Origin of the sequence: Streptomyces sp. NPDC001816 (assembly GCF_042892235.1) — a bacterium.
GTDB lineage: Bacteria > Actinomycetota > Actinomycetes > Streptomycetales > Streptomycetaceae > Streptomyces.
On sequence record NZ_JBIATY010000008.1, the window covers coordinates 200,384 to 220,972 of the forward strand.

Sequence of the window (20,589 nt, forward strand, 5' to 3'; positions counted from 1 at the left end):
CGTGTCTAGAGGGTCTGCGGGCCCAAATGGGAAGAGCGCGCGCCGGGTTGACGTACCCCGGCGTCAGACGCTCGAACCGTCCGCGGCCGCGGCCGTATGCCGTGTCAGTGCAGTGTCACACGAGAACGTGGTCGACGAAGCACCACCGCCAGTCCTCGCCGGGTTCGTAGGTCCGCATCACCGGGTGACCGGACGTCTCGTGGTGCTCCGTCGCGTGTCTGCCGGGCGAGGAGTCGCAGCAGCCGACGTGGCCACAGGACAGGCAGAGCCGCAGCTGCACCGGATGCGTCCCCCGCGCGAGACACTCCGGGCAGGTCTCGCTCAGCGGCTCCGGCTCCGGGTGCGGCAGCGCGTCGGAGTGCGTGCACTGTTTCATGATTGCCAGATTACGACGGGCGTGCGGGTGGCCGCGCGCAAAAACGAGGGTGGGCGAGGACCATGGATGTGATGCCGCTGCTGTTGCTGGTGGCGGGCAGCGCCGCGGTGGCGGGGGCCGCCCGGCGCACCCCGGTGCCGGCACCGCTGCTGCTGGTCGCGGTCGGCCTGGCGGTCTCCTACGTCCCCGGAGTGCCGGACTACACCCTCGACCCCAAGATCGTCCTGCCGCTGCTGCTGCCCCCGCTGCTGTACACCTCGGCGACCGACAGCTCCTACCTCGACCTGCGGGCCCAGGTCAGGCCCGTGGCGCTGCTGTCGGTGGGCTACGTGCTCTTCGCGACCTTCGCCGTCGGCTGGGCCGCCTACATGCTCATCCCCGGGATGCCGCTGACCGCCGCCCTGGTGCTCGGCGCGGTGGTGGCGCCGCCGGACGCGGTGGCCGCCACGGCGGTCGCGCGCCGGGTCGGCCTGCCGTCCCGCATCACGACGATCCTGCAGGGCGAGTCGCTGCTGAACGACGCCACCGCGATCACCGCCTACAAGGTGGCCGTCGCCGCGGTCGTCGGCGAGGGCGCCACCTGGGCGGGCGGGATCCGCGAGTTCCTGCTCGCGGCGGTCGGCGGCGTCGGTGTCGGCCTCGTCCTCATGGCACCCCTGCACTGGCTGCGCACGCACCTGAAGGAACCCCTCCTGCAGAACACCCTCTCCCTGTTGATCCCGTTCGTCGCCTACGGCGTCGCCGAACAGGTGCACGCCTCCGGTGTCCTCGCGGTCGTGGTCGTCGCCCTCTACCTCGGTCACCGCGCGTGGGAGGTCGACTTCGCCACCCGGCTGCAGGAGGAGGCGGTGTGGAAGATGGTCGCCTTCATCCTGGAGTCGGCGGTCTTCGCCCTCATCGGCCTGCAGCTGCCGGTCGTCCTCAAGGGGCTCGGAGGATACGAGGGCGCCAAGGCGACCTGGTACGCCGTCGCCCTCTTCCTCGTCGTGGTCCTCGCCCGGTTCGTCTGGGTGTATCCGGCGGCCCTGCTGCCCCGCCTGTTGTCGGCGCGCATCAGGGAACGCGAGGAGGACCCCACCTGGCGGGGTGCGATGGTCACCTCGTGGGCCGGCATGCGTGGTGTCGTCTCCCTGGCCATCGCCTTCTCCATTCCCACGGTCCACGACGGCCACCCCTTCCCGCAGCGCAACCTGATCCTCTTCCTGACCTTCACCACCGTCATCGGCACCCTGGTCGTGCAGGGCCTGACCCTGCCCCCCTTGATCGGCCTGCTGAGGTTCCCCGGCCGCGACCGGCAGGCCGAGACGCTCGCCGAGGCCAACGCCCAGGCGCAGGCATCCCGGGCCGCCGAGAACTGCCTGGACGAACTCCTCTCCGACGAGCGCAACGCCCTGCCCCCGCCGCTCGCCGACCGCCTGCGCAGGGTCCTGGAGCGCCGCCGCAACGCCGTCTGGGAGCGCCTCGGCCAGGTCAACCCCGTCACCGGCGAGTCCGTGGACGACACCTACCGCCGCCTGTCCCGCGAGATGATCGGCGCCGAACGCGAGGTCTTCGTCCGCCTCCGCGACCACCGCTACATCGACGACGAGATGCTCCGCGCCCTGCTCCGCAGACTCGACCTGGAAGAGGCGGCCGCTTACCGGGAAGCGGGCTAGGGCCGGTCCCCACCAGGACCCGTGACGGCGGTCGGCGTCCAGGCGGTCCTGGGCCTACGGGAAGGGCCGCCCGGTGACGACCGCTGCGATCGCCGTACCGCGCGCGAAGGCGCCCTCCTCGGCCAGCGCGGCAAGTCCGTACAGCAACTTGGCGACATAGAGACGTTCCACAGGCAGTCCGTGGCGCTGCTCGAAGTGCTCCGCGAAGGCGTCGAGTTCGGGGGTCGTACGGGCGTAGCCGCCGAAGTGGAAGCGGTCGTCGAGGGACCAGGTGCCGGTGCGGGTGCCGAAGGTCTGCTCCTGGAGGGTCTGTATCTCGGTCTCCAGGAAGCCGCCCTTCAGGACCGGTATGCCCAGCGCGCGCTGTCCGGGGGCCAGGCCGGCGGCGAGCCCCGCGAGGGTGCCGCCGGTGCCGCAGGCCACCGCGACGACGTCGGCGCGGCCGCACAGCTCCTCGCCCAGGGCCCGGCAGCCGCGTACGGCCGCGGCGTTGCTGCCGCCCTCAGGGACGACGTAGGCCCCCTCGGCGCCGGCCTCGCGCAGGATCGCGGCCAGGGTCTCCGGCTCGCTCTTGTGCCGGTATGTCGATCTGTCGACGAAGTGCAGCCGCATGCCGTCGGCCGCGCAACGGGACAGGGACGCGTTGAGCGGGCGGTCGGCCAGCTCCTGGCCGCGGACCACGCCGACCGTGGGCAGACCGAGGAGGCGGCCCGCGGCGGCGGTGGCCCGCAGATGGTTGGAGTACGCCCCGCCGAAGGTGACCAGCTCGCGGCCGCGCGCTGCCGCGAGGTTCGGCACCAGCTTGCGCCACTTGTTGCCGATCAGCTCCGGGTGGATCAGGTCGTCCCGCTTGAGCAGCAGACGCAGGCCGTGCCGGGCGAACCGGTCGTCCCGTACCTCCACAAGAGGGGAGGGCAGGTGCGGGGCGAGCGGGCCGGTGCTGGTCACGGCCTCATTGTCGCCCGGCGCCGGCCAGGTCCGGCAACCACACCTACGCCTTCAGGCGCTCCTCGACCCGGTCCCGCAGCCACGCCATCGAGAAGCCGCGCGGGTCCACCTTGCCCGGCTGCCACTCCAGGTGGCCGATGACCGAGCGCTCCGTCCAGCCGTGGTGCCGGCACACCGCCGCCGCGGCGCGCACGATCGCGTCCAGCTGCGCCTCGGGCCAGGGATCCTCGCCGTCGCCCAGGTTCTCGCACTCGAAGCCGTAGAAGTGCCGGTTGCCGTCGGTGTTCATCTCGTTCTCCGGGGGCAGCCGCTTCTCGGCGATCACCGCGCGCAGGACGTCGTCGTCGCCGAGGCCGGCGTGGTTGGCGCGGCCGTAGCCGACCAGATGGAGCGTGCCGTCCTTGGTGATCACTCCATGGCACAGCGGGCCCGGCAGCTCCGCATGGCCGGCCCGGCAGATCTCCACGGTCTCGGCGCTGCCCTGGGTCACCGTGTGGTGGATCATCACGCCGTGGACGGGACCCCAGGGCCCCTTGTGGTTGCGGTTGTGGGTCCGCCAGTCGCCGACCTCGACGACCTCGACGCCTTCCGCCCGAAGCGCGTCCAGGAACCCGTTCGCGGACATGGGTGGGGCCATGACCGCCTCCTTCGTGCTGTGCCCGGTGGCCGCGGGGCGCGGCCCTGTCGTACCGCTGCTTCTACCGAAACCGGACGCCCCGGACTACATCGTTCGCACGCCGTGCGAGCCGATCCGGCCAGGTCACACGGGGTGGGGCAGTGGACAGGGTCCCTCTTTCTGCCCAGTAATCCGATGATCCATTCCCGCTCTTTCGGGTAATGGCGTGCGTACTTTCCGTAATGAAAGGCTCACTCGCGAGACCGGTGTGCGATTCGGCGCCGGCCATACATGAGAAGGGCTTTTTCTTATGTCGGTAGGCGAAGAGGTCCGCACGGAGCAGGGCAAGCCGCAGCAGTCACTCGGCACTGCGGCAGCGCGGAACCTGGCCACCACGACCAAGTCCGCCCCGCAGATGCAGGAGATCACCTCCCGCTGGCTGCTGCGGACGCTGCCCTGGGTGGATGTACAGGGCGGCACATACCGGGTGAACCGGCGACTGACGTTCGCCGTCGGCGACGGCCGCATCACCTTCGTGAAGACCGGGGACCAGGTGGAGGTGGTCCCCGCCGAACTCGGCGAACTCCCGGCGCTGCGGTCGTACGAGGACCAGGAGGTGCTGACCGAGCTGGCCCGGCGCTGCCGGCAGCGGGAGTTCGCGCCCGGCGAGGTCATCGCCTCCTTCGGCAACCAGACCGACGAGGTGTATCTGCTGGCCCACGGCCGGGTCGAGAAGATCGGCACGGGCCCGTACGGCGACGACGCGGTCCTCGGTGTCCTCGCCGACGGCGCCCACTTCGGCGAGGCGGCGCTGCTGGACCCGGACGCCATCTGGGAGTACACGGCCCGCGCGGACACCGCGTGCACGGTGCTGATCCTCGCCCGCCAGGACTTCGAGCAGGTCGCGGAGCGCGCCGACTCGCTGCGTGAACACGTCCAGCAGCTGCGCGCGCTCCCGGAGCAGCGGACCAACAAGTACGGCGAGAAGGAGGTCGCGCTGGCGGCCGGCCACAGCGGCGAGCCGGACCTCCCGCACACCTTCGTCGACTACGAGGCCCGGCCGCGCGAGTACGAGCTGAGCATCGCCCAGACCGTGCTGCGCATCCACACGCGCGTGGCCGACCTGTACAACCAGCCGATGAACCAGACCGAGCACCAGCTGCGGCTCACGGTCGAGGCGCTGAAGGAGCGCCAGGAGCACGAGCTGATCAACAACCGCGAGTTCGGGCTGCTGAACAACTGCGAGTACGACCAGCGGCTCCAGCCGCACGACGGCGTACCCAGCCCGGACGACATGGACGAGCTGCTCAGCCGCCGGCGCGGCACCAAGCTCTTCCTCGCCCACCCGCGCGCGATCGCCGCGTTCGGGCGCGAGCTGAACAAGCGCGGACTGGTCCCGGAGACCGTCGAGATCGGCGGCAACCGCATCCCCACCTGGCGCGGTGTGCCGATCTACCCGTGCAACAAGATCCCCGTCACCCCGGAGCGCACGACCTCGATCATCGCCATGCGTACCGGCGAGGACGAGCAGGGCGTCATCGGCCTGCGGCAGTCCGGCATCCCGGACGAGATCGAGCCGAGCCTGTCCGTGCGGTTCATGGGCATCAACGAGCAGGCCGTCATCAACTACCTGGTGACGGCGTACTACTCGGCCGCCGTCCTGGTGCCCGACGCGCTCGGCGTGCTGGAGAACGTCGAGATCGGCCGGTGGAGGTGACGTTTCCGCACTTCGCGGCCGTGTTCCCGCCCTTCGGGGCGGGTACACCCTCAGGGTATGTGTCCAGCCGGAGCGGAAGCACCACCGTCCGCGGACTGTGCGAGGGGGGCTCATGGCCGAGTTCATGACGGAGACCAAACAGCGTTCACCCGCGACGGGCGAGAGGCGGGGGCCGGCCGGTGACGCCGGGGCCGGTCCCCCCGACGGGCAGGAGGCGGCCGCGCTGCTGGAGCGGACCCGGGCCGTCGTCGACCCGGAGCTGCGTGCGGCGGTCGAGTCGCTGCCCGGCTCGATGCGCCGGATCGCGCTCTACCACTTCGGGTGGGAGCACGCGGACGGCACTCCTGCGGCAGGCAACGCGGGCAAGGCCATAAGGCCCGCACTGGTCCTCGCCGCGGCCGCCGCACTCGGCGGCCCGCGGGCGCGGACGGCGGCCGTCCGGGCGGCCGTGGCGGTCGAACTGGTGCACAACTTCACGCTGCTGCAGGACGACGTGATGGACCGCGACACCTCCCGCAGGCACCGGGCCACGGCCTGGACCGTCTTCGGCGACGCGGACGCCATACTCGCCGGGGACGCCCTGCAGGCGCTGGCCCTGCGGCTGCTCGCCGCGGATCCGCACCCGATCTCGGGCGCGGCCGCGGTCCGGCTCGCCGACTGTGTCGTGGAGCTGTGCGCCGGACAGCACACCGACACGGTCATGGAGGGGCGCGCGCCGGACGAGGTCACCCTGGACGAAGCGCTCGCCATGGCCGAGGCGAAGACGGGCGCGCTGCTGGGCTGCGCCTGCGCGCTCGGCGCGCTGTACGCGGGCGCCGATGCGCACGACGTGGCGGCGCTGGACGCCTTCGGCCGCCAGGCGGGGCTCGCCTTCCAGCTGATCGACGACGTGATCGGCATATGGGGGGACCCGCAGCGCACCGGCAAGCCGGTCGGCGCGGATCTCGCGGTCCGCAAGAAGTCCCTGCCGGTGGTGGCCGCGCTCGCGTCCGGCACCCCGGCGGCCGCGGAACTCGCCGCGCTGTACGGGAAGCCGTACGTGAAGGGGGAGCCCGGGGACGGCGGGGAGATCGCGCGTACGGCCCTCGCCGTCGAGCAGGCCGGCGGCCGGGACTGGGCGCAGGCCGAGGCGGCCGACCGGATGGCCCGGGCCATGCAGGAGCTGGCCCGCGCCGTGCCCGCGCCGGAGGCGGCGGGCGGTCTGCTGGCCCTGGCCGAGTTCGTGACCCGGCGCAGCAGTTGAGGCCGCGGTGGCACGCGGCCACGGCAGTTGAGGCCACGGTGAGATACGGCCACGGCAGTTGAGGCCGCGGTGGTACATGGCCACGGCAGTTGAGGCCGCAGTGGTACATGGCCACAGCAATTGAGGGCCGCGGTGACACGCGGCCGGTAAGGACCCCGGAGTCACCGGGACCGTGCGGCTCCTGACCCCGCACGACCTCCCGGGGGCTCCGGCCGGAGGGCCCCGCGCATCTTGACGGTGTGCGGGGCCCGCCCACTGCCCGGTCGGGGGTGGGTTCTCGTTGTCGGCGCCGGCGGCTGCCGCCCTGGTCGGCGCGCCCGTAGCGAGGCCTGGGTGCGGGCGCCGCGCCGGCTGCACGACTGCTGCGTGGACGTGACCGCCGCTGCCGACGGCCTGCCGATCGCCCTGGTGAGCTGTCCCGGCGAGTGGTCCGCCGCGCTACCCCTCCGGCACGATCGTCGTCACGATCCTGTCGACCAGCCCCTCCGGCACGCCCACCCCGTCCAGGACTCCGTCCAGCACGCCCGGGAGGGTCAGGTGTTCCAGGATGAGGCCGAGCATCGCGAGGTAGAGCACGGTGACGGTCTCGTCGCCGCCGGGCAGGCCGGACTGCCGGTGGAACTCGATGCCCTGCTCCAGGTCTCCGCGCACCGACTTGGTGAAGGAGGCCCGCAGTTCGGGGCGCCGGGTGGCCTCCAGCCGCATCTCCAGCAGGGCCAGATACCCGGTCCGGTCGCCGGTGGCCCGGTCCATGATGTCCTGCATGAGGGCCCTGACCAGGGAGCGGTCGCGGGGCCGGCGCAGCAGCGTCTCCAGCACCTCGGGATCCGGTGCGAGCCGTACGTGCAGCCGGGCGTCGATCTGGCGGAGCAGGTCCTCGCGGCTGGTGAAGTAGTTGGAGGCGGTACCGGTGGGCACGCCCGCCTCGCCGTCCACCGCGCGGAACGTCAGCCCGCGCGCGCCCTCCCGCGCGAGCACCTCGATGCCGGCGTCCACCAGCGCCGCCCGCCGTTCCGGATTGCCCGCCATGCGGAATCCCTTCTCCTACTTGTCCTCGGTGCCGACAGCAACCCGGAAAAAGCTTGCAACCACTACAGTCGGAGTACTACAACTGAAGCACTACAAGCGGAGTGGTTGTCCGATCGCTCCGCAGCCTACGGAAAGAGACCGGCTTGCGAAAGCTCACGTACTTCATCGCCTGCTCGCTCGACGGCTTCATCGGCGACGAACACGGCGACGCCACCGCGATGTTCCGCTTCCTGGACGAGGAGTACCTCGACTTCCTCAAGGCGGAGTTCGCGGAGACCCTGGCCACCCCGGCCCGCCGGCAGCTCGGCATGGACCACCTGGAGAACCGGCGGTTCGACACCGTCGTCCAGGGCCGGGCCAGCTACGAGGTGGCGCTGAAGGAGGGCGTCACCAGCCCCTACGCCCACCTGCGCGAGTACGTCGCCTCGCGCACCCTGGGCACCTCGCCCGACCCGAACGTCGAGATCATCGACGGCGACCTGACCGGCCGGGTCCGCGAACTCAAGGCGGAGGACGGCGGGTTGGACATCTACCTGTGCGGCGGATCCCAGCTCGCGGGAGCACTGCTCGACGAGATCGACGAACTCGTCATCAAGACCTACCCGATCGTCTACGGCACCGGCATGCCGATGTTCGGCACCGGCCTCGACATCAAGGAGTTCACCCTGGACGAGGTGCGCACCTTCGGCAACGGCGTGCTCGTGCGCACGTACCGCAGGAAGCGCTGAGACCCCGCGCGCCCTACCCTGGGGGCATGGACAGCGAAGAACACGTCTGTCCCGTCTGCGGACAGCCTGTCGACACGGTCGTCCGGCGGCACAAGACGCTGGGCATCTGGGTCCCGCTGTGGGGCCCCGGCCCCTGCTACAACCCGAAGTGCCCGGCCCACGTCGACCTCGCCGCCGGGCAGGTGCACCCCGCCCCGCAGGACTCCGCCGCGAAAAAGTCCTGAGCCCGTGTCGAGAATCCCGGCCCGGCTCCGACGTCCCCTGTGAGAGCCGCCCGCAGCAGGCGGCCCCGAGCCGAAGGAGCGGACCATGAAGTACCTGGTGATGGTGCAGGGCACGCAGGCGGACTACGACGCGATGGCCGGCAAGCCCTCCGAGCACGCCCCGTCCTGGACCGAGGCGGAGCTCAAGGCCATGTACCTGTACATGGGCGCGATCAGCGACGACCTCGCCGAGTCCGGCGAACTCGTCGACGCCCAGGGCCTGGCCGAGCCCGCCCGGACCCGGCTGGTCGCGCGCGGCAAGGACGGCCGGACCGTGATCACCGACGGCCCGTACGGCGAGACCAAGGAGCTGATGGCCGGCTACTGGGTGGTGGACTGCGCGAGCCTGGACCGGGTCACCGAGATCGCCGAGCGCGTCACCCGCTGCCCCGGCCCCGAGGGCCTGACCGACTACCCCGTCGTGATCCGGCCCATCATGGACGGCGCCGGGGACATCTGCGCCGAATGACCGGCCCGACCGAACCGACCGAACCGACCGAACCGACCGGCATCGAGGACCTGTTGCGCCGCCACGCGCCGCAGGTCCTCGGCGCGCTGGTGCGCCGGTACGGGCACTTCGACACGGCCGAGGACGCCGTACAGGAGGCGCTGCTCGCGGCGGCCCGGCAGTGGCCGCAGAACGGGGTGCCGGACAATCCGCGCGGCTGGCTGATCAGGGCGGCGTCCCACCGGCTGACCGACGCGCTGCGCGCGGACGAGGCCCGGCGGGCGCGCGAGGAGCGGGCGGCGGCCCTCGCCGCCCGGGTCGCCCCGCCCGACCGGGCGCCCAGCGAGGACGACACCCTCAGCCTGCTCTTCCTGTGCTGCCACCCCGACCTGACCCCGGCCGGGCAGACCGCCCTCACGCTGCGCGCGGTCGGCGGCCTGACCACGGCGGAGATCGCCCGTGCGTACCTGGTGCCCGAGGCGACGATGGCCCAGCGCATCACCCGGGCCAAGCAGAAGGTGCGGGGCGTGCGGTTCGGGCGCCCGGACCACTGGGCCGAGCGGCTGCCCGCCGTCCTGCAGATCCTCTACCTGATCTTCAACGAGGGCTACACCGCGACCTCCGGAACCAGCCTCCAGCGCCGTGACCTGGCCGCCGAGGCGATCCGGCTGACCCGCACCGTCCACCGGCTGCTCCCGGACGACGGCGAGGTCGCGGGCCTTCTCGCGCTGATGCTGCTCACCGACGCCCGGCGCGCCGCGCGCACCGGCCCGCACGGGGAACTGGTCCCGCTCGACGAACAGGACCGCGCCCGCTGGGACCGGTTGGCGATCGAGGAGGGCGGCGCCCTCGTCACCCGGGCGCTGTCCCAGGGCCCCGCCGGACCGTACGCGCTGCGCGCCGCCATCGCCGCCGTGCACGACGAGGCACCCTCCGCCGAGGCCACGGACTGGCGGGAGATCCTCGGCCTCTACGACCTCCTAGTCCGCCAGGTCCCCGGCCCCGTGGAACGCCTCAACCGCGCGGTCGCCGTCGCCATGGTGCACGGCCCCGAGGCCGGCCTCGCCGAACTCGACGGACTGGAGCGGGAGCTGGGCGACAGCCATCGCCTGGACGCGGTGCGCGGGCATCTGTGGGAGCGCGCGGGAGCGTACGACCGGGCCCGCGCCGCCTACGCCTCGGCAGCGGCCAGGACGGTCAGCCTCCCGGAGCGGCACTATCTGCAGACGCGCGCGGCCCGGCTGAAGCCGTAGCGTGGCCGCATGCCGAAACTTCCGCGCATCGTCCACATCACCGAGCGCTCCCTGTGGGAGGCGGCCCGCGAGCGCGGCACCTACGAGGTGTCCACCCGTGGCCGCACCCTCCAGGAGGAGGGGTTCATCCACTTCTCCACCCGCGAGCAACTCCCGCGCATCGCGGCCTTCCTGTACGGCGACTACGAGGGCCCCGACGAGCTGGTGGTCCTGGTCGTGGACCCGGCCCTGCTCGGTGTGCCGCTGAAGTACGAGGCCATGAAGCCGAACGGCGAGGAGTTCCCGCACGTCTACGGGCCGGTGCCGGTCGACGCCGTGGTGGACGTGGAGCCCTGGGGGTGAGCGAACAGCGCGGTGCGCGCCGCCGGTTATGGCGCTGGGCCGTCTGCGCCTGGGCCGTGGCGGTGGTCGCCGGGGGCGGGCTCACCCTGTGGCTTCAGGACTCGGTCCGGCCGCAGGGGCCGTACGGGTGGGAGAGCGGGGACGGGCCGACGCCTCGGAATCCGTACGGCGGCACGCCCCGTCCGCTCCAGGGGACGACGGGCGGGGACGACGAAACGTGCCCGACCGGCCCGGAGCGCGAGCCGACGCAGGAGGCGGGCCGGATGATCGTCGCCTGCGCGTACGTGACTACGCGTCGCTGACCGCCGCCGGCAGCCCGCCCGTCTCGGGATCCCGGCCGGTCAGGCAGTACGTGCCGCCGGCCGGGTCGCGCAGTACCGACCAGTGCCGGCCCTGGTGGACACGGACGGCGCCCAGCTGCTCGTGCCGGGCCAGGGTCGCCTCGATGTCCGCGCAGGCGAGGTCCAGGTGGGCGGAGGCCGGGCGTTCGTCGTCGAGGCGCTGGAGCAGGATCCGGACGGGCAGGCCCGCGGGCGGCCGGAGCACCCGGAACTCCGGCAGGGAACCCGCCAGCAGCTCCCAGCCGGTCAGCGCGGCCCAGAACGCGGTCTCGGCGTCGTACGCCGAGGGCGGGATGTCCAGGCACACCTGGTCCAGGCGGCTGCCGTCGACCACCGGTGGCCGTACCGCCTCGCCCTGCCAGGCCCCGACGCAGAGCGACTGTCCGCCGGGCGACCGGAGCACGGCCCAGTCACCGTGGTCGGCGACCAGGTCCGCGCCGAGGCGGGTGGCCGACTGCGTGAACGCCCGCACGTCCTCCACGAAGAAGTCGAGATGGGCGCCGCCGTCCCCGTCGAGGACTCCCTGGAGCTTCACACAGGGGTCCGCCTCTTCCGGCAGCAGGGTCACGAACTCCTCCCGTTCGCCCCTGAGTTCGGAGAGTCGGGTGCCGGTGACGGCCGTCCAGAAGGCGCGGGCCTCGGCGAGGCGGGCGGCGGGGCGGTCGACGAAGGCGTAGGTCCAGCGGATCGTGTTCATGGCGGGGATCGTAGGCAGCCGTCCCCACCGCACAGGCGGAATTTCAGTCCGCGGGCCGCTGCAGGAACCGCAGCATGTTCCCGGCCGGGTCCCGGAAGGCGCAGTCGCGGACCCCGTACGGCTGGTCCGTCGGCTCCTGGAGCACGTCGCCGCCGGCCTCGCGGACCCGCTCGTACAGCCCATCGCAGTCCTCGGTGGTGAAGATGACCCCGCGCAGCAGACCCTTGGCGAGCAGCTCGGCGATCGCCTGCTTGTCGGCCGGGGAGATGTCCGGGCTCGCGCCGGGCGGCTCCAGCACGATCTCCACGTCAGGCTGGAGCGGCGAGCCCACGGTGACCCACCGCATCCCCTCGAAGCCCACGTCGTTGCGGACCTCCATGCCGAGCACGTCACAGTAGAAGTGGAGCGCCTTGTCGTGGTCGTCCACGGCGATGAAGCACTGCTTGAGCTTCAGGTCCATGGCTTCACGCTAGGGCCAGACGGGTCAGCCCGCTTCTTCAGTACGGCCGGCGGCGCGGGCGGGTGAACGTACGGGCCACGCAGGACGGGATCACCGCGCTCTCCTCGTGCGGGCGGGCCCGGTAGGCGCTCGGCGTCTCGCCGACCAGCTCGGTGAACCGGGAGCTGAAGGAGCCGAGGGAGGTACAGCCCACGGCGAAGCACACCTCGGTCACGGTGAGGTCGCCGCGGCGCAGCAAGGCTTTGGCCCGCTCGACCCGGCGGGTCATCAGATAGCTGTACGGCGTCTCCCCGTACGCCTTGCGGAAGCTGCGCTGGAAGTGGCCGGGCGACATGTGGGCGCCTCGGGCCAGCTCGGTCATGTCGAGCGCCTCGGCGTACTCGCGGTCCATGCGGTCGCGCACGCGCCGCAGCCGTACCAGGTCCTCCAGAGTCACCTCCCCAGCTTGGCACAGAGCGCGCCTCGCCCGCGTCGAGGCCGCACGCGAGCAGCCCGGCGGCAGCTCGTCCCTCGGCCTCGCCCAGGCGGGGCTGTGCTTCCTCGCCTGCGTGGCGGTGGTGGCGTACGGGATCTGTCTGATCGTGCCTCAGTTCCACTGAGCGGCGCCGAGGGGACGAGATGACACCTCTCCGTACGACCTGCACAGGGAGCGCAAAGGGCACGAGTGGCGGGGCCCCGCCCGGTCACCGGACCGATGCCCCACCGGTGCTTCAGCCGTGCTGAGCCCTGTTGAGCCCGTTCAGCAGAGCCGCGCCGCGCTCGGCGTCGTCGACGCTGACCGCGAATTCCGTTCCCTTTCCCCGGGTGCGGATGACGAGGCATTCCCCGCTCCGCAGCATGACCGTGGTGCCGAGGCCGCTCAGCCGGTAACCCCAGCCCCCGACCTGTGCGGGGGTACGGTCCTCGGCGCGGGCCGACTCGATGTCCTCGGCCGACCAGCGCCGGGCGGGCCGGCCCAGCGGCCCGAAGGCCACTTCCAGGCCCCGCTCCGATGCCCGTGCCTGCACGGTGGAGCAGCAGGACACGGCCAGGGACGTCAACGCGAACGGGATGAACACCGCCCACAGGGGCCCGGCGGCGGCGAGGCCGCTGACCAGGGGGACGAGGGCGGCGACCGCCACCAGTCCGACCACCGCCGCCAGCAGGTTCAGCCAGGGGTTGGTGATGCGGGAGACCCACACCGGGCGCTGCCCAGGAAGGATCTCCTGAACCGGGCCGGACGGGGACGGGCCCGGCGCGGCGGCGGAGGATGAAACCGCCGCGCGCGCGTTCACCAGCCATCCGAAGACTCCGGCGGCGACGGCCGCCACGGTGAGGGTCGCGGTGATCCACGCTGTCGGCTGGTGGGCCTGGTGCCAGTCCGAGTGGTCGAGGTTCGCGCGGACGACGGACGCCTGCGCGCCGCTGAGGAGGATGCCCGCCGACAGGAGGGCGGCGGTGGTCCACGTCCGCGTCGTCCTGCGTGCGGTGTCTCCGGCCCGCCACCGCACCACGAACGCGATCGCGGCCAAGGCCAGCCAGATCAGGCCGGGAAAGAGGGATGCCGCCCAGAGGGGCATGGACCCGTCCGGCGTGTTCCGCCCGGACCCCCAGTGCGTGCCCAAACGGTCCGGCAGCCGTCCGCCGGCGGCCCACGGCAGCGCCACGATCAGCGCGGCCGTCCCCACGGCCCACACCCCGGTACCCCAGCGCGCACCGCGCTCGGTCCGCCTGCTGTCCTTCACGGTGTCCCCCCGGTCATCTGGTCATACGGCCATCTCGACGAGATCGGCCCCTGCGCAGCCCAGGTGTGCTGCCTGAAGTGATGTCCAGCGCCGGGGCGGGGTTGCGCGGGTTTCAGCCGAGGTCGCCGTCGGTACGGATGCACCTGATTGGCACCGCCGGATCGGTCACCCGAGAGTGGATCCGATGTGGATCCGATGCGGATCCGATGGCGAAAGGGTCCGGTCATGCCCGAGACACCCGTCCTGGACTCGCAGATGTACTACGAGGATCTCGGCCAGGGTCGGAGCGTGGTGTTCCTGCACGGCAACCCGACCTCCTCGTACCTGTGGAGGTCGGTCGTCCCCGAGATGAGCGACCGCTGGCGCTGTCTGGCCCCGGACCTGATCGGCATGGGGCGGTCCGGAAAGCCGGACATCGGCTACCGGTTCGCCGACCACGCCCGGTATCTCGACGCCTGGTTCGACCGGTTGGACCTCGACCGTGTGGTCCTGGTCGGCCACGACTGGGGCGGCGCGCTCGGCTTCGACTGGGCTGCCCGGCACCCGGAACGGGTCGCCGCTCTGGCGTTCATGGAGACCATCGTCCGGACCTTCACCTGGGACGACTTCCCAGAGTCGGGCCGGGGCCCGTTCCAGGCGATGCGACAGCCCGGCGAGGGCGAGAAGCTGGTCCTCGAACAGAACCTCTTCCTCGACACACTGCTGCCCGCCCTCACCCTGCGAACCCTGACCCCGCAGGAACTCGACGTCTACCGCGCCCCCTACCCGCACCCCGCCGACCGCCGGCCGATCCTGGCCTGGCCGCGTGAGATCCCCATCGACGGCGAACCCGCGGATGTCGCCCGACGGGTCCAGCAGTACGGCGCCTGGCTCAGAACCTCGCCCCAGGTCCCCAAACTGCTGCTCACCTTCGACCCCGGCGCCATCATGACGCCGCCCACCATCGAATGGTGCCGTCAGAACATCGCGGCCCTGGAGATCCGGCACATCGGCCCGGGCAGCCACTACGTCCAGGAGGACCAGGGCCCCGCCATCGGCACGACCATCGCTTCCTGGCTCGCGCAGCTGCCCTCATAGGCCGGTCGAGGCGCAAAAAACCACACCCGGCCCCAGGCATGCCGTGTTCGGCGGCGCCGGGGACCGGGTGTGGGAAGGCGGGATGTTCAGGCCTTCTTGGTCTCCCAGAAGATCTTGTCGATCTGGGCGATGTAGTCCAGCGCCTTCTGGCCCGTGGCCGGGTCGGTGGACGCCTTGGCGGCCGAGAGGGCCTTCAGGGTGTCGTTCACCAGCTGGTGCAGCTCCGGGTACTTCTCGAAGTGCGGGGCCTTGAAGTAGTCGCTCCAGAGCACGGAGACGTGGTGCTTGGCCAGCTCCGCGCGCTGCTCCTTGATGACGGTGGCACGCGCCTGGAAGTGCGGGTCGTCGTTGGCGGCCATCTTGTCCTGAACGGCCTTCACGGACTCCGCCTCGATGCGGGCCTGGGCCGGGTCGTACACACCGCAGGGCAGGTCGCAGTGCGCGCTGACCTTGACCTTGGGGGCAAACAGGCGGGAAAGCATGGAGCATTCCTTCCTCGTGATCGTCTTCTCAGGTGCGACATTACTCCCTGAGGGACGGGTTTTCGTGAGTGCCCCCTAGGGCTTAGGACAAAAGTCCAGGGTCAGACTGGGACTGGTGGAGGAACGGACCGGGGAGGTGCCGGGGATGCCGGAGCTGTCGCAGGAGACCGAGCGGGGGAGGGCCGGGGCGCCCTTCGGGCTGGCCGAGGTGACCGGCCCGTCCATGGTTCCCACGCTGCATCACGGAGACCGGCTGCTGCTGCAGTACGGGGCCGCGATCAGGCCCGGGGACGTCGTCGTCCTGCGTCATCCCTTCCAGCAGGACCTGCTGGTGGTCAAGCGTGCCGTGGAGCGGCGCGAGGGCGGCTGGTGGGTGCTCGGGGACAATCCGTACGCGGGCGGGGACAGCACCGACTACGGGGTCGTGCCCGAGGAGCTGATCCTCGGCAAGGCGCGGCTGCGGTACCGGCCGCTCAAGGACGGTCAGCGCTCGCCGCTGGCGCTGGCACGCTGGGTGCTCTCGGCCGCCAGGCCGCTGCTGCCCGACCGGTCGGCCTCCAGGCGCTTGCGGGCGCGGTAGGCGGCCACGTTGGCGCGGGTCGCACAGCGGTCCGAGCAGTAGCGCCGGGAGCGGTTGGTGGACGTGTCGAGGTAGGCGTTGCGGCAGGGTGCGGCCTGGCACAGGCCGAGGCGGTCGACGCCGTACTCGGTCAGGTGGAACGCCAGGCCCATCGCCGCTATGGCCGCGAAGCCCGCGGTGGCGTTGGACGGGTGGTCGGCCAGGTGCATGTGCCACAGGGGGCGGCCGTCCTCGTCGCGGTAGTCGTGCCCGGAGATCTGGGGGCTGACCGGGAACTCCAGGAGCAGTGAGTTCAGCAGGTCCACGGCGAGTGTCTCGTCGCCCTGGTCCGCCGCCTCGAAGACCGCGCGCAGCCTGCCCCGTACCGAGCGGAAGCGCGTGACATCGGCGTCGGTGGCGCGGCGGGCCGCCGACGCGTTCACCCCGAAGAGGTCGCGGACGGCCTCGACCGAGGTCAGCGAGTCCTTGCCCCGGGCCGGTTCCTCGCTGTTGACGAGGCGTACCGCATAATCCGAGTAATAGGCCAGTTCCACTTGTAGTCCTTACGGAGGCGCTCTATGGTCATGTCTGCGGTCGGGTAACAGCCGTTCGTGCTTCCAGGGTATTACGCACGCATGAGGGGACGCGGAAGTCATGACCACCAGTACCGGAACCGACTGGGCCGCCTGGCAGGAGAGCTGGGACCGGCAGCAGGAGTGGTACATGCCGGACCGCGAGGAGCGGTTCCGGATCATGCTCGACATGGTCGAGGCGCTGGCCGGCACGGCCCCGCGCGTGCTCGACCTCGCCTGCGGCACCGGCAGCATCACCGCCCGGCTGCTGGCGCGGTTCCCCGAGGCCACCAGCACCGGGGTCGACCTCGACCCGGCCCTGCTCGCCATCGCGCGCGGCACCTTCGAGGGCGACGACCGCGTCTCCTTCGTCACCGCGGACCTCAAGGACCCCGACTGGTCGGCCCGGCTGCCGTACGACTCCTACGACGCGGTCCTGACCGCCACGGCCCTGCACTGGCTGCACAGCGAACCCCTCGCGGCCCTCTACGGTCAGGTCGCGGGGCTGGTCCGCGACGGCGGTGTCTTCATGAACGCGGACCACATGATCGACGAGAGCACGCCCCGGATCAACGCGGCGGAGCGCGCCCAGCGGCACGCGCGCATGGATCAGGCCAAGCAGGACGGTGCCCTGGGCTGGGCCGAGTGGTGGCAGGTGGCGGCGAAGGACCCGGTCCTCGCCGAGCCCACCGCCCGCCGCTTCGAGATCTACGGCGAGCACGCCGACGGCGACATGCCGTCCGCGGCGTGGCACGCGCGCGTGCTGCGCGAGAAGGGGTTCGGGGAGGCCCGGGCGGTGTGGTGCTCGCCGTCGGACACGTTGCTCCTGGCACTGAAGTAGGTGCACTGAAGTAGGCGCACTCATGGAGGAGGGCGGTACGGGGAGCCCGTACCGCCCTCCTCGTGGTGGAGTGTCAGAGCACCTTGGACAGGAACGACTGCGTCCGCTCGTGCTGAGGGTTCGTCAGCACGTCGCGGGGATGGCCGGATTCGACCACCACGCCGCCGTCCATGAACACCAGGCTGTCGCCCACCTCGCGGGCGAAGCCCATCTCGTGGGTGACCACGACCATCGTCATGCCCGACTCGGCGAGGTCGCGCATGACGTCCAGGACGTCGCCGACCAGCTCCGGGTCGAGGGCCGAGGTCGGCTCGTCGAACAGCATCAGCTTCGGGTCCATGGCGAGGGCCCGGGCGATGGCGACGCGCTGCTGCTGGCCGCCGGAGAGCTGCGAGGGGTAGTTCCCGGCCTTGTCGGCCAGGCCCACGCGCTCCAGGAGCTGCATGGCGCGCTCCTTGGTCTCGGCCTTGGAAGCGCCCTTGACCTGGACCGGCGCCTCGATGACGTTCTCCACGGCCGTCATGTGCGGGAACAGGTTGAAGCGCTGGAAGACCATGCCGATGTCCCGGCGCTTGAGCGCGACCTCGCTGTCCTTCAGCTCGTACAGCTTGTCGCCCTTCTGGCGGTAGCCGACCAGCTCGCCGTCCACGTACAGACGGCCCGCGTTGATCTTCTCCAGGTGGTTGATGCACCTCAGGAAGGTCGACTTGCCGGAGCCGGAGGGGCCGATGAGGCAGAACACCTCGCCCGGCTTCACCTCCAGGTCGATGCCCTTGAGGACCTCGACGGGACCGAAGGACTTGTGGACGCCCTCGGACTTGACCATCGGGACGGACGAGTGCGTCACGACGGAGTCCGTCTTGCTCAGCTTGTCACTCATGCGCTCACCGCTCCCTTCGGCCGGCCCAGCGAGAGCATGTTGGCCTTCACCTTCTGCCACGGGGTCGGCGGCAGCTGGCGGCTGGAGCCGCGCGCGTAGTACCGCTCGATGTAGTACTGGCCGACGCTGAGGATCGACGTCATGATCAGATACCAGGCCGCGGCGAGGAAGTACATCTCCACCGGGGCGCCGGAGTTCTGGCCGATGTCCTGGGCGTAACGGAACAGCTCCGGATACTGGACGGCCGCCACGAGCGAGGTCGTCTTCAGCATGTTGATGACTTCGTTGCCGGTCGGCGGCACGATCACCCGCATCGCCTGCGGGATGACGATCCGGCGCAGCGTCTTGCCGTGGCTCATGCCCAGCGCGTGGGCCGCCTCGGTCTGGCCCTCGTCGACCGCGAGCAGACCGGCGCGGCAGATCTCGGCCATGTACGCGGCCTCGTTCAGACCGAGGCCGAGCAGCGCCGTCAGCAGCGGCGTCATGAAGTCCGACCAGTAGTTCTTGTAGATCGGACCGAGGTTGATGTACTCGAAGACCAGGCCCAGGTTGAACCACAGGAACAGCTGGACCAGGACCGGGGTGCCGCGGAAGAACCAGATGTAGAACCACGCGATCGACGAGGTCACCGGGTTCTTCGACAGGCGCATCACGGCGAGGCCGATGCCGCCGAGGATGCCGATCAGCATCGACAGGACCGTCAGCAGGAGGGTCTTGTAGACGCCGGTCATGATCCGGTCGTCGAAGAAGTAGTCGGGAACCGCGTGCCAGTTGATCTTGCCCTGGCCGAACGCGTAGACGATCGCGACGAGGAGCGCGATCGCGATGACGGCGGTGACGTACCGCCCGTAGTGCCGGACCGGGATGGCCTTGATGGCCTCCGGGCCGGCCGGCGGGGTGTCCGCCGGCTCCGCCGTCTTCTCGATGTCAGTCACGGGTGTTGCCTCTCGGTGGCCGCTCGGTGCCGCGGGTCACTTGCCGCCGTTGATCGCGGACTCCTTGACGGCGCCGTCCTCGGCGCCCCACTTCTCGAGGATCTTCTGGTACTCGCCGTTCTTGATGATCGCGTTCATCGCGGCCTGGAGCGCGTCCCGCAGCTGGGTGTCGCTCTTGGCGACGGCGATGCCGTACGGGGCCGCCTCGACCTGGTCGCCGACGATCTCGAAGTCCTTGCCGCCGCCCGAGGTCTTCACCGCGTACGCAGCGACCGGGAAGTCGGAGGAGGCCGCGTCCACGCCGCCCGAGCGCAGCCGGGTCTGGGACTGCTGGTCGTCGTCGAACGCCTCGATCGTGAGCTTCTTGCCGCTCGGACACTTCTTGGCCTCCTGCTTGGCCAGGTCCTCCGAGACGGTGCCGCGCTCGACGGCGATCTTCTTGCCGCACAGGTCCGCCCAGGACGTGATGCCCTTGGTGTCGCCCTTGCGGGTGTAGATCGAGACACCGGCGGTCAGGTAGTCGACGAAGTCGACGCCCTCGCCGACCTTCTTGCCGGTGTCCGGGTCGACGCCCTCCTGGCGGTTCTTGTTGTCCGTCATCGCCGACATCGCGATGTCGTAGCGGCCGGAGCGCAGACCGGTGAGCAGGGCGTCGAAGGTGCCGTTCTCGAACGTGAGCTTCACGCCGAGCTGCTTGCCCATGGCCGCCGCGAGGTCGGGGTCGAGGCCGACGACGTTGCCGGAGGAGTCCTTGAACTCGACCGGGGCGTAGGCGATGTCCGAACCGACCTTGACTTCGCCCTTGTCGCGGATCTCCTTGGGGAGCTTGTCGGCGAGCGGGGCGTTGCTGGTGGACGCAGTGCCGGAGCCGTTGTCCTTGCCCTTGGTCTGGTCACCACAGCCGGTGAGCAGCAGGGCGCCAGCGACCGCGATCGCACCGACCGCGGTGAGCCGGGAGTACGCGGCGGTCGTACGACGGGTGGAGCTTGCGGTCATCGTGGTCCTCCGGCGGAAGGGAAGAGGTGCCGATGGGTCGACGGAAACACACGCCATCGGGTGTCGCGACCTCGTGGGTTTACCGCATCTTGCCATTCGGACTACGCCATTCAGGGGCGTCACTATGTCAAAATCGGATAACGGGTGACCCCCGAACCGCGTCAGGTCCCGCCAGGACGGGACTTCAGTGCCGCAGATCTGCGGAAATCCAGCACTCCGGCCGGAAAATCTTCGGGTCATCTCACGATGTGGTCACTTGTTGCGCGGATGATCGATCAGGTCCGAGTTACCCGCGAGTCACATCCGTGTTGTGCTCGTGTCAGCCGCGTGTCATCCACGTGTGGCCTTCTGGTCGCGAGATGTGACCTTGCACCTAATGGACTCGTCGTGAGCGCCGTCCGTCCGGT

General features: G+C 71.0%; 25 protein-coding genes. 12 read left to right on the top strand and 13 right to left on the bottom strand.

Annotated elements, in window-relative coordinates:
- Window positions 1–115 precede the first annotated feature (115 nt).
- Window positions 116–376 carry a UBP-type zinc finger domain-containing protein gene (locus ACFYZZ_RS28155; RefSeq protein ID WP_386578263.1) on the bottom strand — a complete coding sequence of 87 codons (261 nt, stop codon included), beginning with the start codon at window positions 374–376 and terminating at the stop codon, window positions 116–118.
- A 62-nt stretch (window positions 377–438) separates the two neighbouring features.
- Here ACFYZZ_RS28155 and ACFYZZ_RS28160 point away from each other — a divergent pair, with 62 nt between their 5' ends.
- Window positions 439–2,031, top strand: a complete 1,593-nt coding sequence (locus tag ACFYZZ_RS28160; protein WP_389181437.1) for a Na+/H+ antiporter — start codon at window positions 439–441, stop codon at window positions 2,029–2,031.
- A 54-nt stretch (window positions 2,032–2,085) separates the two neighbouring features.
- Here ACFYZZ_RS28160 and ACFYZZ_RS28165 read toward each other — a convergent pair whose 3' ends face one another.
- Entirely contained in the window at window positions 2,086–2,979 is an 894-nt protein-coding gene (locus tag ACFYZZ_RS28165; protein ID WP_389181440.1) for a 1-aminocyclopropane-1-carboxylate deaminase/D-cysteine desulfhydrase, read from the bottom strand.
- 43 nt (window positions 2,980–3,022) lie between these two features.
- Window positions 3,023–3,616, bottom strand: a complete 594-nt coding sequence (locus ACFYZZ_RS28170; protein ID WP_389181443.1) for an N-acetylmuramoyl-L-alanine amidase — start codon at window positions 3,614–3,616, stop codon at window positions 3,023–3,025.
- A gap of 289 nt (window positions 3,617–3,905) precedes the next feature.
- Between ACFYZZ_RS28170 and ACFYZZ_RS28175 the strand changes: the two genes are divergently transcribed.
- Together ACFYZZ_RS28175 and ACFYZZ_RS28180 are read left to right on the top strand one after the other, a co-directional pair.
- Complete coding sequence (locus ACFYZZ_RS28175) at window positions 3,906–5,312, top strand: family 2B encapsulin nanocompartment shell protein (protein ID WP_389181446.1); 1,407 nt, start codon at window positions 3,906–3,908, stop codon at window positions 5,310–5,312.
- 112 nt (window positions 5,313–5,424) lie between these two features.
- The gene (locus ACFYZZ_RS28180) at window positions 5,425–6,555 is read left to right on the top strand and encodes a family 2 encapsulin nanocompartment cargo protein polyprenyl transferase (RefSeq protein ID WP_389181449.1); all 1,131 of its coding nucleotides are present in this window, start codon (window positions 5,425–5,427) and stop codon (window positions 6,553–6,555) included.
- 438 nt (window positions 6,556–6,993) lie between these two features.
- Here the strand turns inward: ACFYZZ_RS28180 and ACFYZZ_RS28185 are convergent, their stop codons facing one another.
- A complete protein-coding gene (locus ACFYZZ_RS28185; RefSeq protein WP_389181452.1) occupies window positions 6,994–7,584 on the bottom strand; it encodes a TetR/AcrR family transcriptional regulator in 591 nt (196 codons plus the stop codon).
- A gap of 143 nt (window positions 7,585–7,727) precedes the next feature.
- Between ACFYZZ_RS28185 and ACFYZZ_RS28190 the strand changes: the two genes are divergently transcribed.
- From ACFYZZ_RS28190 to ACFYZZ_RS28215, 6 genes are all read left to right on the top strand, one after another.
- Entirely contained in the window at window positions 7,728–8,312 is a 585-nt protein-coding gene (locus ACFYZZ_RS28190; protein ID WP_389181455.1) for a dihydrofolate reductase family protein, read from the top strand.
- Between the two features lie 26 nt (window positions 8,313–8,338).
- Entirely contained in the window at window positions 8,339–8,536 is a 198-nt protein-coding gene (locus tag ACFYZZ_RS28195; protein ID WP_389181458.1) for a hypothetical protein, read from the top strand.
- A gap of 85 nt (window positions 8,537–8,621) precedes the next feature.
- Complete coding sequence (locus ACFYZZ_RS28200; RefSeq protein WP_389181461.1) at window positions 8,622–9,044, top strand: YciI family protein; 423 nt, start codon at window positions 8,622–8,624, stop codon at window positions 9,042–9,044.
- Window positions 9,041–10,276 carry an RNA polymerase sigma factor gene (locus tag ACFYZZ_RS28205; RefSeq protein ID WP_389181464.1) on the top strand — a complete coding sequence of 412 codons (1,236 nt, stop codon included), beginning with the start codon at window positions 9,041–9,043 and terminating at the stop codon, window positions 10,274–10,276. Before ACFYZZ_RS28200 ends, ACFYZZ_RS28205 begins: the two co-directional genes overlap by 4 nt.
- A 9-nt stretch (window positions 10,277–10,285) precedes the next feature.
- Window positions 10,286–10,618: a DUF952 domain-containing protein gene (locus ACFYZZ_RS28210; protein WP_389181467.1), complete on the top strand. Its 333-nt coding sequence runs from the start codon at window positions 10,286–10,288 to the stop codon at window positions 10,616–10,618.
- Entirely contained in the window at window positions 10,615–10,920 is a 306-nt protein-coding gene (locus tag ACFYZZ_RS28215) for a hypothetical protein (protein WP_389181470.1), read from the top strand. Before ACFYZZ_RS28210 ends, ACFYZZ_RS28215 begins: the two co-directional genes overlap by 4 nt.
- On the opposite strand, the gene ACFYZZ_RS28220 is transcribed toward ACFYZZ_RS28215, so the two are convergent.
- The 4 genes from ACFYZZ_RS28220 to ACFYZZ_RS28235 form a co-directional block, all read right to left on the bottom strand.
- Complete coding sequence (locus tag ACFYZZ_RS28220) at window positions 10,907–11,656, bottom strand: VOC family protein (RefSeq protein ID WP_389181474.1); 750 nt, start codon at window positions 11,654–11,656, stop codon at window positions 10,907–10,909. The genes ACFYZZ_RS28215 and ACFYZZ_RS28220 overlap by 14 nt on opposite strands.
- A 43-nt stretch (window positions 11,657–11,699) precedes the next feature.
- On the bottom strand, window positions 11,700–12,116 hold the full coding sequence (locus tag ACFYZZ_RS28225; protein WP_389181477.1) for a VOC family protein: 417 nt from the start codon (window positions 12,114–12,116) through the stop codon (window positions 11,700–11,702).
- 37 nt (window positions 12,117–12,153) lie between these two features.
- A complete protein-coding gene (locus ACFYZZ_RS28230) occupies window positions 12,154–12,552 on the bottom strand; it encodes a helix-turn-helix transcriptional regulator (protein ID WP_389181484.1) in 399 nt (132 codons plus the stop codon).
- A 274-nt stretch (window positions 12,553–12,826) separates the two neighbouring features.
- Complete coding sequence (locus ACFYZZ_RS28235) at window positions 12,827–13,840, bottom strand: DUF1648 domain-containing protein (protein ID WP_389181487.1); 1,014 nt, start codon at window positions 13,838–13,840, stop codon at window positions 12,827–12,829.
- Between the two features lie 225 nt (window positions 13,841–14,065).
- Here ACFYZZ_RS28235 and ACFYZZ_RS28240 point away from each other — a divergent pair, with 225 nt between their 5' ends.
- Window positions 14,066–14,917, top strand: coding sequence for a haloalkane dehalogenase (locus ACFYZZ_RS28240; protein ID WP_389181490.1), 852 nt, complete (start codon window positions 14,066–14,068; stop codon window positions 14,915–14,917).
- Window positions 14,918–15,003: 86 nt separating this feature from the next.
- On the opposite strand, the gene sodN is transcribed toward ACFYZZ_RS28240, so the two are convergent.
- The gene (gene sodN / locus ACFYZZ_RS28245; RefSeq protein ID WP_158924645.1) at window positions 15,004–15,399 is read right to left on the bottom strand and encodes a superoxide dismutase, Ni; all 396 of its coding nucleotides are present in this window, start codon (window positions 15,397–15,399) and stop codon (window positions 15,004–15,006) included.
- A 145-nt stretch (window positions 15,400–15,544) separates the two neighbouring features.
- On the opposite strand from sodN, the gene sodX reads away from it, so the two are divergent.
- On the top strand, window positions 15,545–15,979 hold the full coding sequence (sodX, locus tag ACFYZZ_RS28250; protein ID WP_386578312.1) for a nickel-type superoxide dismutase maturation protease: 435 nt from the start codon (window positions 15,545–15,547) through the stop codon (window positions 15,977–15,979).
- On the opposite strand, the gene ACFYZZ_RS28255 is transcribed toward sodX, so the two are convergent.
- Window positions 15,883–16,512 (bottom strand): CGNR zinc finger domain-containing protein, encoded by a 630-nt coding sequence (locus ACFYZZ_RS28255; RefSeq protein WP_389181493.1) that lies wholly within the window; start codon window positions 16,510–16,512, stop codon window positions 15,883–15,885. The genes sodX and ACFYZZ_RS28255 overlap by 97 nt on opposite strands.
- Window positions 16,513–16,612: 100 nt before the next feature.
- Here ACFYZZ_RS28255 and ACFYZZ_RS28260 point away from each other — a divergent pair, with 100 nt between their 5' ends.
- Window positions 16,613–17,371, top strand: coding sequence for a class I SAM-dependent methyltransferase (locus ACFYZZ_RS28260; protein WP_389181496.1), 759 nt, complete (start codon window positions 16,613–16,615; stop codon window positions 17,369–17,371).
- Between the two features lie 73 nt (window positions 17,372–17,444).
- Here ACFYZZ_RS28260 and ACFYZZ_RS28265 read toward each other — a convergent pair whose 3' ends face one another.
- The 3 genes from ACFYZZ_RS28265 to ACFYZZ_RS28275 are packed head-to-tail and all read right to left on the bottom strand — an operon-like array spanning window position 17,445 to window position 20,182.
- Window positions 17,445–18,251, bottom strand: coding sequence for an amino acid ABC transporter ATP-binding protein (locus ACFYZZ_RS28265; RefSeq protein ID WP_389181499.1), 807 nt, complete (start codon window positions 18,249–18,251; stop codon window positions 17,445–17,447).
- The gene (locus tag ACFYZZ_RS28270; RefSeq protein ID WP_389181501.1) at window positions 18,248–19,186 is read right to left on the bottom strand and encodes an amino acid ABC transporter permease; all 939 of its coding nucleotides are present in this window, start codon (window positions 19,184–19,186) and stop codon (window positions 18,248–18,250) included. The genes ACFYZZ_RS28265 and ACFYZZ_RS28270 overlap by 4 nt, the downstream gene beginning before the upstream one ends.
- Window positions 19,187–19,222: 36 nt before the next feature.
- Entirely contained in the window at window positions 19,223–20,182 is a 960-nt protein-coding gene (locus tag ACFYZZ_RS28275; protein ID WP_389181504.1) for an ABC transporter substrate-binding protein, read from the bottom strand.
- Between the last annotated feature and the right edge of the window lie 407 nt (window positions 20,183–20,589).